The sequence below is a fragment of the Acidovorax sp. GW823-FHT02H02 genome (assembly GCF_058797075.1).
The window spans coordinates 1-11,918 of sequence record NZ_JBXAJH010000025.1 but is presented as its reverse complement, the minus strand read 5'-3'; the positions used below and the strand labels follow the sequence as shown (position 1 = coordinate 11,918).

Here is an 11,918-nt window from a genome sequence, read left to right as displayed (position 1 = left end):
TGGTGTCAGCCCGCGGTGGTGGCGCTCAGGGCCTCGCGTGTGCGGGCGAGTTCGGCCTCGAGCTGGCGCACGCGCTCGCGCAGCGCGGTTTCGCTGCCGTGGGTTTCGTCGTGGTGGTGATGGTGGTGGTCGTGGCCCATGCGGTGGTCCAGCCAGTGCAGCCATGCGTCCATGCCCTCACCCGTGGTGGCCGAGAGCTGGATCACCTCGATGCCCGGGTTCACGCGCCGCGCGAGTTCGATGCAGCGCGCCACGTCGAAGCGCACGTGCTGCAGCAGGTCGATCTTGTTGAGCACCATGAGCGAGGCGGCGGCGAACATGTCCGGATACTTCAGCGGCTTGTCCTCGCCCTCGGTCACCGACAGGATCGCCACCTTCGCGGCCTCGCCCAGGTCCCACACGGCGGGGCACACCAGGTTGCCCACGTTCTCGATGAACAACAGGCTGTGCGCGTGAGGGTGGTGGTGGCCGTGGTCATGACCGTGGTCGTGCGTGTGCAGGCGCGCGAAGGCCTCGGACACCATGGGCGCGTCGAGGTGGCAGCCCTTGCCGGTGTTGACCTGGATCGCCGGTGCGCCGGTGGCGCGGATGCGGTCGGCGTCGAAGCTGGTCTGCTGGTCGCCTTCGATCACCGACACCGCCAGGCCCGGCGCGTGCGCCTTCAGCGCTTCGATGGTGGCGCACAGCAGCGTGGTCTTGCCCGAGCCCGGGCTCGAGACGAGGTTGAGCGCTGTGACGCCGTGCGACTCGAAGTGCGCGCGGTTCTGCGCGGCCACGCGGTTGTTCGCGCCGAGGATGTCGGTCTCCAGCTTGATCGCGCGCGCCTGGCTCATGCCCGGCACCGACACGCGGGCCGAGCCCGCGCCGAAGTGCAGGTCGCCGTTGGCCGGGTTCACCTGCACCGGCGCTTCCGTGGCCGGGGCGTGGTGGTGCTGGTGTGAGGGGTGTGGGTGCGTGGCACCGCTGTCACTGCATCCGCATACGACGCACATGTCGAGTCTCCTGTTCTGTCTCGTGAGGCATTTCAATCATCGGCCACTTGCATGTCGAGCACGCGCAATTCGCTGCCGCCGGTCGGTTGCAGGTGGAAGCTGCCGCAGGCCGGGCAGGCGTCGCCGCGCTGCGCCAGGGCCACAGTCGTCGAGCAGCCCAGGCACCAGGCCTGGCCGGCCGGTTCGTCGATCTCGATGCGCGCGCCGTCCAGCAGCGTGCCGGGCGCCAGCGCCTCCAGCGCGAAGCGCAGCGCGCGCACGTCCACGCCCGCGAGCTGGCCGGCTTCGAGGCGCAGCGCCAGCAGGCGCGTGAAGCCTTCGCGCGCGGCGGTCTCTTCCACCAGCTGGAGCACGCCGCCGGCCAGGCTGGCTTCATGCATGGCCGGCCTCCTGTGCCTGGGCGCGGGGCAACGCGCGGTGTTCGATGGCGAACGGCACGCAGGGGTCGAACGCGGCCACCAGCAGGTTCACGCGCCGCGCGAGCGCGGCTTCGGGCAGGGCGGGGTCGAGCCGGGCCACGTGCCGGGCCACCTCGCCCTGCGGGTGGAAATTCCATTCGGTGGGCGCGACCACGCGGCAGGCCAGCACGCGCTGGGACACCGGGTCCACCTCCACCTGGTGCACCAGCAGGCCGCGCGCCATCTCCACCCAGGCCAGACCCCGGTTCGGCCCGGTGGAAAGCCCGCCCCAGTGCAGCCAGGCGTCGCCACCGTCGAGCGCAAGGCGCGACAGCTCTGCCAGGCGGCAGCCCAGCAGCGCCCAGGGTGACAGCGGTGTGTCGTCGGCCGCGCCGGCCAGGCGCGTCCACGGGCCGGTGTGGGCGCAGGCGCCGTGCCACTGCGGGCGCAGCGCGAACTGCGGCTTGAGCGCGAGCGTGGCGCCCAGCATGCGCAGGCCGGGCGGCTCGGCGTGCGGGCGCAGCGCGTGGTCGGGCGACAGCGGCGCGAAACCGTCGGCGCTGCTGCGCGCGCCGGCCACCAGCGCGGGCATCCAGTGGTGAGTGTGGCGGCGGCTCCAGGTGTGCAGCCAGTCGGGGCCGCCGGCCTGCCAGGCCGCGAGCCAGTCGGCGGCGGGCATCTGCAGCAGCGTGTGTTGCAGCCACTCGCGCAGCGGCGGCCAGGGTTCGGGCAGGGCCTGCGTGGGCGAAGGCCAGTGGCGCAGCGCGGACAGCGCGCTGGCGGCGTGTGCGCTGCGCGCGGCGCCATCGGCCAGCAGGCGCGGCCAGTCCAGGCCGATGCGGCGCACGTGCTCCATCGCGGTCTCGCGGCGCAACTGTTCGGCCACGCGCTCCTGTGGCGGCAACAGGCCGGGCGCGGCGGCGTCGATGGCGAGCTGGCTGCACAGGCGGTGCGCTTGGCTGCAGAGGTTGAACAGGCTGCCCATGAGGCCGGGCAGGCGCGCCGCCGGCACGCCATGGCCCATGCGCGCGGCCCAGTCCTGGCGTGTGCTCATCAAACCGAGTGGCGGCGGCGCACCGGGGGTGATGCGCAGCGCGCCCGCGAGCTGCTGCAGGCCGGGCATGGCCGCTGCGCTCATGCGCGCACCCCCGCACCCCGACCGAGAAAGAACGCCCGGCGCGCCGGCACGGGTTCAACCGGCACCGGCGTGGCCACCGGCGCGGGTCGGGCCAACGCCAGCGCTTCCTGCGCGGTCTCGCGCGCCAGCGCCTGGGTGGTGAATTCGCCCATGGGTGAGAACAGCGCGCAGGTCTCGTGGTAGCCGATGGCGGGGTCGTGCGCGCCGATGAAATCGAAACGCTCGCTGCCGAAGTTGCGCACGAAGCTGCGGCCCACCTGGTTGCCGTGCGGCAGCGGTGGCGCGGGCAGGCGCACCAGGCTCATGAACCACGGCGTGATCAGCACGCCCTCGGCCACCGGCTCTTCGGCGTCCGCGCCCCATTCGAAGCCCACCGCTTCCACGCACAGCGCCGCGTTCAGCAAGGGAATGCCCTGCATGCGCTCGACCTGCACCCGGCGGTAGAAATCCACCAGGGTCTGCACGCGGGTTTGCAAGGCGGCGTTCATAGAAGCAACAGAAACTGATCGGGTTCGCAATCGCAGTTCGGGCAGCGCCAGTGCGAGGGCAGATCGGCGAAGGGCGTGCCGGCGGGAATCTGCCATTGCGGGTCGCCCGTGGCGGGGTCGTACACCCACCAGCAGATCTTGCATTCCAGGCGCGAGTCCGGCCGCAGCACCTCGCGGTTGCCGAGGTAGGAGCCCTCGAAGCCTTCGAAGTGTTCCACGCTCAACTCCCTTCCAGCCAGGCCATCACCTCGCGCAGCCGGTCGTGCGAGTCGCGCAGGTCTTCGGGTGCGGCCATCGCCACCTCGGGCATGTCCACCACCTCCACCGTGTTGAGGATGACCTTGTCCATGGAGTTGTAGTACACCACGCGCCAGCAGTTCGGCAAGCGCGTGTTGGAGATGCGGCAGTTGCCGTAACCGCGCGACAGCATCAGCACGCGGCCGGTGCCGAGCTGGTGGTCCAGAAAGCCGATGTCTTCCGGCGACACCGGCAGCAGCGTGAGGTTGACCACGTGCGGCACCTGGCCGGGCCGCCACTGCGCCACCTGGTCGCGGATCTCGTCCACCAGCAGTGGCGCGTTCTGCACGTTGGGCGGCAGCTCGCCGCGCCACACGGGCTGTTCGGCCCACACATCCTCGGCGGCGATGGCGGCGAACAGCGAAGGCACCGGGCCGACCTCGATCGCGTCGTCCACCGGCACCAGCACGGGTTCGTCTGCGCCCTCGCCGCGCCGCCAGGTCATGAGCCGCCAGACGCCGGCGAATACCGATTCCTGCACGCGCACTTCCAGATTGCCTGCGCTCAGCTGCACGATGGCACTGGCCTCGCCCTCGCCCATCACCTGGTTGATGACCTGGAAGTCGCGCGGGGCCAGCCGGCCCAGCGGCACCATGCCCGGCGCGCCGCCATTGGCGCCGCGCTCGAGCAGCGCCAGCACCTGCTGCAGCGCGTTGCGCGCCTGGTCCAGGCCCGCGAGTTCCTCGGGCTCGGGCAGCATCGGCGGGCGGTAGGTGTCCATGTCTTTCGGCATGGGCATGTAGTCGAGCGAATCGTCCTCGGTGTGCGTGCCGGGGCCCAGGGCCACGAGGGGAATGGGGAATTCTTTCATGGGGTGTGTCCTTGCAAGGTGCGGGAAGGCGTGGCGTTCAGTGGCAACCGCCGGCGTCGCTGGAAGAAGCGGTCTTGCTCACCACCGGAATGCCGATGGTGGGCGGGCGTGAGGGCGGCATGCGCAGCGCGGCGTCCACGCCCTGCAGGTACACGTCCCAGTCCTGCATGCCGGCGATGGCGGTCACGTACTGGCCGCCGCGGAAGAAGAGGAGCGAAGGCCAGCGCTGCGAGCCGTAGCGGCGCGCCACCGCGTCTTCGCTGTCGCGCGGCACGGCGGCCACTTCGAAGCGCTGGGGGAACACCTTCATCAGCTCGGGCAGCACGGCGGCCACGTCCTGCCCTTCGGGGAAGCGCACCGCGTCGCCTGCGAGCAGCAGCACGCGGTCGCCGGGCAGCGCGGCCCAGTCGGCCACGCTGGTTTCGTCCACCAGCGCGGCGCCGAAGTCGCGCACCAGGCGCATCACCAGCGGCGCGGCGGGGTCGGTGCTGGGCGGGGTGACGGCCAGCGGGCGGAAAGCGGTTTCGATGGTCATGAAGGTCTCCAGAAAATCAAGGGCCAGCAAGCTGGCGGAGTTGTTCGGCGCTCATGCGCGAAGGCAGCTCGAAGCCGGCATCGCCACTCAATACATCGCCCTGCATGGCGCCCAGCACCAGATCCAGCGTGGCGTTGACTTCGCTGGCGCGAGCGGCGTCGATGCACTCGCGCGCGTCACTCAGAAACACCAGCAGCCAGTCGCCCGGCGCCACGTCACCCACCAGTGCGGTGTTGACGCGGCGGCGTTCACCGCGCCCTTCGCACACCGCATGGCCCGGCTCGACAGCGGTCACTTGCATGGGAATGCCGATGCACATGTCAGGCCGCCTCTTTGGGGAAGAAGCGATCATCGCCTTCGCGGCAGGCCGCTTCCGGCGCGGGGCGCTGCGTTTCGTAGGCCGCGAGCGCAAGCTCGTCCATGGTTACGGTCTCGCGGCTGCTCAACGGCGCCAAGCGCGGCGCGGGCTGGCCGCCCCAGCGCGCGATCTCGGCCACGCCGAGCAACAGCGCTTCTTCCATCGCGGCCTTCACCACCGGGCGCAGGCTGCCGCCGTAGTCTTCCAGCTCCTGCGGCTGGCAACCGATCAGCAGCACGCGCGACGGGTACTTGCCCGTGAGCTGCGCGAGCGACAGCACTTCCTGGAAGCCGGTCTGGTGCAGGCTCATCTTCTTCGCGCCCATGAAGCGCGGCACCGCGTCGTCGCGCACCAGCTTCAGCGTGCCGGGCGCCAGGCCGTAGTCGATGGCGTCGAAGATCAGCAGCGCGTCCGCTTCCTGCACGTGCTGGATCAGGTACAGGCCCTGCGTGCCACCGTCCACCAGCGACACATGCGGCGCGAACGCGTGGCGCTGCTGCAGCGCTTCCACGCAGCGCACGCCAAAGCCCTCGTCGGCCCACAGCAGGTTGCCGATGCCGAGCACGCAGATGGAAGTGGGCAGCGTGTCACCACCGGGGTGACAGGTCGTTTGGGGCGAGGTGGGGCGCATGGCTGGGCTCACTGGGAGATCAGAAGGATGAGGAAGGGGAAGAGGCGGAACGCAGCCGCTTCCAGGCGTGGAAGCTGTCCCAGGCGGCCTGCTGCGTCAGCCAGAACGCGGCGTCGACGCGGAACACGCGCGCGCAGCGGATGGCGGTGTCGGGCGACATGGCACGCTGGCCGTGCACCAGCTCGTGGAGCCGGCGGCGCGACATGCCGAGCAGCCGCGCGGCTTCGCTCTGGTTCAGCGAGAGCGGCAACAGGCAGGTGCGCGCCAGCAAGCGGCCTGGGTGCGTGGGCACGCGCAGCGGCACTCCCACCGGTGGTTGCACCGGTGCCGCCCTGAACCTGGAGCGGGCTGCGCGGCTCACGTCATTCCTTGAACGTGCGGTGGCCGGAAATCATCGTGCTCACAATGCTCTGCCGGCCCATGATGTCTTCGCGGATGGCGGCGTAGATGTGCAGGATGACGAACAACACCACGCCCCACATGCCCATGCGGTGCCAGGTGTGCACGTCCTGACTCTGACCAAACAGCGGGATCACCCATCCAAACATCCGCTCCTGCCACGAGCCCATCTGCGAGCCCTCGCCGTACAACGCGAAGCCGGTCACGACCATGAAGATCGACAGCATCAGGTAGAAGAAGAACATGGCAAAGCGCGCCAGCGGGTTGTGGCCCACGTACTGGTTCGGCTTCGGGATGAGAAACAGGTACCAGCGCAACATGTTGAACACCTCGAGCCAGTACGCCTTCTGGAACACCGGCACCCAGAACAGTTCCTTGGCGTGGTGGTTGCCCACGAGCGCCCAGTAGGCGCGCCCCACCAGCCCCACGGCCATGATGTAGCCAGCCGCAAAGTGCGCGAAGCGGATGTAGCCCATGAGGTAGTTCGCGCTGGCCTCGCCCGGCATGGTAGGCAGCGGCACACCGATGAAATAGCCGGTGACGCACAGCACCGTGATGGCGAGCGCATTGATCCAGTGCCAGAGGCGCACCGGCACTTCGTACACATAGACCGAGCGGATCGTCTGGCCCTGCTGCAGTTCCAGCGCATCGCGCTCGGCACCCGTGGCGTGGTGAGGCGTGTGTTGGTGTGTGGCGGACATGGTGATGACCTCCTGGAATGAGTGGACTCAGGCCGCAAGCTGCCCGAAGAGATACAGGCCCGCCGCGCTCAGCAGCGCGCCCAGCCCACCGAGCACCACGCCGCTGCGCTCGGCCAGCCAGCGCTTGATACCCATGCCCATGCCCACGCCACCCCCATGCAGCAGCGCCGTGGTGATCAGGAAGCCCGCCGCGTAGCCGGCAAAGCCGCTCTCGGGCGTTTCGGAACCGTGCGCCAGGCCATGCAGCGAAGCGGCCGCTGCGATCAGCCCGAGGCCAATGGCAGGCGTCACGGTGGCGCGGCGCGCGAGCAGCAGCATTGCGCCGAACATCACCACCGAGAGCGACACGCCGTGCTCCAGGTAGGGCACGGTGAAGCCGAGCATGCCCAGCGTGGCGCTGGCGATGAGCACGAGCAGGAACACAACCGGGCCCTGCCAGGCTTTACCAGCCGGCAGCGCCGAGACCGACCACACGCCCACGGCCACCATGGCCAGAAGATGGTCTGCGCCGAAGGGATGCACCAGGCCCTCATAAAGACTGCTGGTGCCATGGCCGGTGTGGGCCTGCGAGGTGCTGGCCAGGCCGGCGAGCAGTGCGGCGGCGATCAGGCCGCGCGTTGTTTTTGCGTTCATGGGAGTCTCCTCGTTGTTCTGGGGTGGATGTTCACCGCACCGTGACGCGGCTCATTTCTTGCCCGTCTTCGCTCATCACGTGCGTGGAGCAGGCCAGGCAGGGGTCGAAACTGTGCAGCGTGCGCAGAATTTCCAGCGGCTGCTCAGGGTTGACCATTGGCGTATTCATCAACGAGGCCTCGAAGGCACCGATCTGCCCCTTGTGATCGCGCGGCGAGCCGTTCCAGGTGGTGGGCACCACGCACTGGTAGTTTTCGATCTTGCCGTCCTTGATGCGGATCCAGTGGCCCAGCATGCCGCGCGGTGCAGCCACCGTGCCCACGCCCTTGGCCTCCTTCGGCCAGGTCTTCGGGTCCCACTTCTCGATGTTGGCGGTGCTACTGTCGCCGCCCTTGATGTTGTCGACCATCTGCTTGAAGTCGTCCATCATCATTTCAGCGGCGTACTGGCTTTCCAGTGCGCGCGCCAGCGTGCGGCCAATGGTGGTCGGCAGGAGCTGCTTGGCGGTGTACCTGGTCTCGGGCAGGCCCAGCGCCTTCGGAATGCCGCTATTGATGGCCGCCGCCGCCTCGTCCACCTGCTGCTTCACGCGCTGGCAATACTTGTTGCCTTGCGTGGCGTGCGCATAACCCAGGATGTAGCGCGACAGCGGGCCCACTTCCACCGCGTGGCCGCGCCAGCGAGGCGACTTGATCCACGAGTATTTGGCCGATTCGTCGAGCTGCTCGATCTTCGTGCGCGTGCCCTTGAAGTTCGGCCCCTCGGGGTTGTAGTTTGCCTCGGTCACGCCGTCCCATGGGTGCAGACCCTTGGTCTCGTCGCCGTACTTGTACCAACTGTGCGTCACGAACTCCTGCACCTGCTCGGGATCGCGCGGGTCGATCTCGTGAATCTTGTTCCAGTCGCCATCCAGAATCACGCCGCCCGGCAACTGGTGCGTGCTGTGGTCGTAAGGCACCTTCTCGTACGTACCGTAATCGGCCACGTTGGTGGCCGACAGGCCGCCACCGTACAGCCAGCCCGCCTGCTTGTAGATGGTGCCGATGGCCAGCACGTCTGGCACGTAGACGTTGTTGTTGAAGTCGATCATTTCCTGGATGCGGGCCTGCACGAAATTCAGCCGCTCCATGTTGATCGGGGCCCCCGCAGCGCCGTCGCCGTCGATGTTGATCGCGCACGGCACGCCGCCCACCAGGTAGTTGGGGTGTGGGTTCTTGCCGCCGAAGATGGTGTGCACCTTCACCCATTCCTTCTGCAGGTCCAGTGCCTCCAGGTAGTGTGTCACCGCCATCAGGTTCGCCTCGGGCGGCAAAACATACGCCTTTGAACCCCAGTAGCCATTGGCGAACGGGCCGAGCTGGCCGCTCTCCACGAACTTCTTCAAACGGTTCTGCACATCACGGAAATAGCCGGGCGACGACATCGGATGCGACGGCGACACCATGTGCTGCAGGTCGCTCGTCTTCTTCGGGTCCGCCTTCAGGCACGAGATCACGTCCACCCAGTCGAGTGCGTGCAGGTGGTAGAAGTGCACCGCGTGGTCGTGCACCTGCAGCGTCTTGGCCATCATCTCGCGGATGAGGTGGGCGTTCAGCGGAATGCGGATGTCCAGCGCGTCTTCCACCGCGCGCACCGACGCGAGCGCGTGGCAACCGGTGCAGACACCACAGATGCGCTCGACGAACGCCCAGGCGTCGCGCGGGTCGCGGCCTTTCAAAATCACCTCCAGACCGCGCCACATGGTGCCGGTGGAGACCGCATTGCGGATCACGTTGTTGCTGTCGAGGTTCACCTCGCAGCGCATGTGGCCTTCGATCCGCGTCACCGGGTCGACGACGATGCGCCGACCGGTGTTGTCCATGCGGAAGCCTTGAGTTTCGTAAGCACCCATTTTTTTCCTCGTTCTCGTCGTGGGGTCAGTCAGTGGTCGGCGGGTGTGCGCTTGTCTTCCGGCTTGCTGGCGTTGTTGTTGTCGCGCACGCGCTTGGCCACCGAAATCGCCGCATGCGCGGCCACTGCCGCACCAACCACACCGGCCGCCGTGCCACCGATCTGGTCGGCGTTGGCCTCGATGCCGAAGGCATGGATGTCGGTCAGGCGGTCGTAGAACGAGCCCTTGTCCCAGAAGCCGTCTTCCGAACAGCCGATGCAGCCGTGACCGGCCTTGATCGGGAAGCTCGTTCCCTCGTTCCACTGCACAGTGGAGCAGGCGTTGTAGGTGGTGGGTCCCTTGCAACCGACCTTGTAGAGGCAATAACCCTTGCGCGCGGAATCGTCGTCCCAGGCCTCGACGAACTGGCCGGCATCGAAGTGCGGGCGGCGGTAGCACTTGTCATGGATGCGCTGGCTGTAGAACATCTTCGGGCGACCCTGGCGGTCGAGCTCGGGCACGCGGTCGAAGGTGAGCATGTAGGTGATCACGCCCGTCATCACCTCGGGAATGGGCGGGCAGCCCGGCACCTTGATGATGGGCTTGTCGGTGATGACCTTGTGGATGGGCGTGGCCTGCGTCGGATTGGGCTTCGCCGCCTGCACGCAACCCCAGGACGCGCAAGAGCCCCAGGCGATGATGGCCTTGGCGTCCTTAGCGACGTGCTTGAGCTTCTCCACGAAGGGCTTGCCGGACTGGATGCAGAACATGCCGTCTTCGTTGAGCGGCGGGTTGCCTTCCACGGCCAGGATGTACTGGCCCTTGTACTTGGTCATGATCTCTTCGAGGATCGCCTCGGCCTGGTGGCCTGCGGCGGCCATCAGTGTGTCGTCGTAATCAAGCGAGATCATGGACAGCACAACGTCCTTGGCCAGCGGATGGGCGCTGCGGATGAAGCTCTCGGTGCAGCAGGTGCATTCCAGGCCATGCAACCAAAGCACCGGTGTGCGCGGCTTGTTCTCCATGGCGTGCGCGATCTGCGGTACGAAGGACGGCGCCAAGCCCAGCGAAGTGGCCGTGAGCGAGCAGTATTTGAGAAAGCTGCGGCGCGAAATGCCTTTGCGGCGCATGACCTCGTAGAAGGTTTCCATGGCGAATGTCTCCAGGTACTTGTGGTGAGCACCACGCTGTCCTGTCCGCATCGGGATGGAGAGACAACGCGGCACGCTTATGGGCGGGGGCGAGTCTTCATTGCAAATCGCGCGCCAGTGCATGCGCCTCGCGGGAATACCCTGGGAGGCCCACGTAAGTCCTTGTTTTATTTGGCCTTCAACTACGCCCAATGCGAGTCTTTAGATCGTCTCGGCTTTCGACTGAGAGATAAAATTCCACAGCCGCCATCAAAGTGAAATGTTACCTTCCAGAACTGGGCCAACTGCATCGAGCGCTACCGATACCTCGTGACACTATTCAAGAAGCTTCCATTGGCGCAGAACGTCAACGACTACGAGGCTCCCGACGCCATCCAACCCTTTCCCAAGGTGATCGTCTCCGCAAGTGGCATGGCCACTGGCGGACGAGTGCTCCATCACATCGCCGCCTTTGGGCCAGTTCACCGCAACACCATCCTGTTCTCTGGCTTCCAGGCGGCGGGCACGCGAGGTCGCACGTTGCTCCAAGGCGCGCGCGAGGTGAAGATTCACGGTCAATGGGTCTCGGTGCGGGCAGAGGTTGCGGAGCTGCCCATGCTGTCTGCGCATGCCGATAGCAATGAATTGCTGCGTTGGCTCGGCGGTTTTCGGCGCGCGCCTCGGCGTATCTTCATAGTGCATGGAGTGCCGGACGCCGCAGACGCGCTGCGCGTGCGCATTAAACGGGGAGTGGGCTGGGATGCGGTGGTGTCCCGACAAGATCAAGTGTTCAGTTTGTAATGGATGGCTTAGAGCGCAAAAGCCAGACCTTGCTAAGAAACTCTTTGGCGAGGGCCCAGACAAAGCGAGGAACCTGACGTCCTTACTGACCGTACGGGACCGGATGCGTTTCAGGCCCTTGAGGGCACGACCCAGGCTGCCGGCCTCAACGTGTCTGCGACGCGGGAGGGGTCGTCATCAGCATGTAGCACCGTTTTTTTCTAGATACTCTAATCGCCGGATGCTCAAGAAGCTTTTTTTGAACTACTCACTCAGGGCAGAAAAGCCGTAGATGAGACGTGGTGGTATTTTTGGTGGTATCTTCGAAAAACAAATCAAGAAAATCGAGAATCCACGCGGCCTACAGCCCGTCATGTGAACGACGCCCTCCCGCCAATTGACAGCCGTCGAGGTCAGCCGACAGCAGCCGACACAGCAAAGCCCTTGAATCCCAAGGGCTTTTTTGTTGGTGCCCTTGCCAGTCTCAGGGCGCTTTACGAACCCCGCCCACGACCATAGACTGGTCCGCCGGAGGTGGCCCATGTCACTCGATGTCTCGTCCTGGTTGCAGTCGCTCGGGCTGGGCGAATACGCGCAGGCTTTCGCCAGCAACCACATCGACGAGTCGGTGCTGCCCGATCTGACCGATGCCGATCTCAAAGAGCTGGGGGTGGCCGCGCTGGGGTCTCCTCGTTTTCAGTGCAATAAGTGACGGTACGAAAAGCTAGCACTGGCGCGGAGGTGGTGTTGGTAGATC

The 11,918-nt window shown here is 66.6% G+C and carries 16 protein-coding genes; 2 read left to right on the top strand and 14 right to left on the bottom strand.

Translation table 11 applies throughout. From position 1 onward, the window contains the following. Nucleotides 1–5: 5 nt before the first annotated feature. The 14 genes from hypB to AC1RDS_RS19660 are packed head-to-tail and all read right to left on the bottom strand — an operon-like array spanning nucleotide 6 to nucleotide 10,402. On the bottom strand, nucleotides 6–992 hold the full coding sequence (hypB, locus tag AC1RDS_RS19725) for a hydrogenase nickel incorporation protein HypB (protein WP_026436964.1): 987 nt from the start codon (nucleotides 990–992) through the stop codon (nucleotides 6–8). Between the two features lie 32 nt (nucleotides 993–1,024). Further along, entirely contained in the window at nucleotides 1,025–1,372 is a 348-nt protein-coding gene (locus AC1RDS_RS19720; RefSeq protein WP_026436965.1) for a hydrogenase maturation nickel metallochaperone HypA/HybF, read from the bottom strand. Then, nucleotides 1,365–2,528, bottom strand: coding sequence for a hypothetical protein (locus AC1RDS_RS19715; RefSeq protein ID WP_490405727.1), 1,164 nt, complete (start codon nucleotides 2,526–2,528; stop codon nucleotides 1,365–1,367). The genes AC1RDS_RS19720 and AC1RDS_RS19715 overlap by 8 nt, the downstream gene beginning before the upstream one ends. After that, nucleotides 2,525–3,004, bottom strand: coding sequence for a [NiFe]-hydrogenase assembly chaperone HybE (gene hybE / locus AC1RDS_RS19710; protein ID WP_026436966.1), 480 nt, complete (start codon nucleotides 3,002–3,004; stop codon nucleotides 2,525–2,527). The genes AC1RDS_RS19715 and hybE overlap by 4 nt, the downstream gene beginning before the upstream one ends. A gap of 8 nt (nucleotides 3,005–3,012) precedes the next feature. Continuing rightward, the gene (locus AC1RDS_RS19705) at nucleotides 3,013–3,234 is read right to left on the bottom strand and encodes a rubredoxin (RefSeq protein WP_369882093.1); all 222 of its coding nucleotides are present in this window, start codon (nucleotides 3,232–3,234) and stop codon (nucleotides 3,013–3,015) included. A 2-nt stretch (nucleotides 3,235–3,236) separates the two neighbouring features. Beyond that, entirely contained in the window at nucleotides 3,237–4,124 is an 888-nt protein-coding gene (locus tag AC1RDS_RS19700) for a hydrogenase expression/formation protein (protein ID WP_026436968.1), read from the bottom strand. 37 nt (nucleotides 4,125–4,161) lie between these two features. After that, nucleotides 4,162–4,659 carry a thioredoxin domain-containing protein gene (locus AC1RDS_RS19695; RefSeq protein ID WP_026436969.1) on the bottom strand — a complete coding sequence of 166 codons (498 nt, stop codon included), beginning with the start codon at nucleotides 4,657–4,659 and terminating at the stop codon, nucleotides 4,162–4,164. Nucleotides 4,660–4,675: 16 nt separating this feature from the next. After that, complete coding sequence (locus tag AC1RDS_RS19690; RefSeq protein WP_026436970.1) at nucleotides 4,676–4,978, bottom strand: HypC/HybG/HupF family hydrogenase formation chaperone; 303 nt, start codon at nucleotides 4,976–4,978, stop codon at nucleotides 4,676–4,678. Nucleotide 4,979: 1 nt separating this feature from the next. Next, nucleotides 4,980–5,648 carry a HyaD/HybD family hydrogenase maturation endopeptidase gene (locus AC1RDS_RS19685; RefSeq protein WP_108497741.1) on the bottom strand — a complete coding sequence of 223 codons (669 nt, stop codon included), beginning with the start codon at nucleotides 5,646–5,648 and terminating at the stop codon, nucleotides 4,980–4,982. Between the two features lie 19 nt (nucleotides 5,649–5,667). Next, on the bottom strand, nucleotides 5,668–6,009 hold the full coding sequence (locus AC1RDS_RS19680) for a HigA family addiction module antitoxin (RefSeq protein ID WP_233250309.1): 342 nt from the start codon (nucleotides 6,007–6,009) through the stop codon (nucleotides 5,668–5,670). Between the two features lies 1 nt (nucleotide 6,010). Further along, nucleotides 6,011–6,748: a Ni/Fe-hydrogenase, b-type cytochrome subunit gene (gene cybH, locus AC1RDS_RS19675; protein WP_026436973.1), complete on the bottom strand. Its 738-nt coding sequence runs from the start codon at nucleotides 6,746–6,748 to the stop codon at nucleotides 6,011–6,013. Nucleotides 6,749–6,775: 27 nt separating this feature from the next. Then, a complete protein-coding gene (locus AC1RDS_RS19670; protein WP_108497742.1) occupies nucleotides 6,776–7,381 on the bottom strand; it encodes a HupE/UreJ family protein in 606 nt (201 codons plus the stop codon). Nucleotides 7,382–7,412: 31 nt separating this feature from the next. Continuing rightward, nucleotides 7,413–9,272: a nickel-dependent hydrogenase large subunit gene (locus AC1RDS_RS19665; protein ID WP_026436975.1), complete on the bottom strand. Its 1,860-nt coding sequence runs from the start codon at nucleotides 9,270–9,272 to the stop codon at nucleotides 7,413–7,415. 29 nt (nucleotides 9,273–9,301) lie between these two features. Next, nucleotides 9,302–10,402, bottom strand: coding sequence for a hydrogenase small subunit (locus AC1RDS_RS19660; protein ID WP_026436976.1), 1,101 nt, complete (start codon nucleotides 10,400–10,402; stop codon nucleotides 9,302–9,304). Nucleotides 10,403–10,690: 288 nt separating this feature from the next. Here AC1RDS_RS19660 and AC1RDS_RS19655 point away from each other — a divergent pair, with 288 nt between their 5' ends. Together AC1RDS_RS19655 and AC1RDS_RS19650 are read left to right on the top strand one after the other, a co-directional pair. Then, a complete protein-coding gene (locus AC1RDS_RS19655; RefSeq protein ID WP_490405728.1) occupies nucleotides 10,691–11,182 on the top strand; it encodes an MBL fold metallo-hydrolase RNA specificity domain-containing protein in 492 nt (163 codons plus the stop codon). 520 nt (nucleotides 11,183–11,702) lie between these two features. After that, a complete protein-coding gene (locus AC1RDS_RS19650; RefSeq protein WP_492227275.1) occupies nucleotides 11,703–11,873 on the top strand; it encodes an SAM domain-containing protein in 171 nt (56 codons plus the stop codon). Nucleotides 11,874–11,918 lie beyond the last annotated feature (45 nt).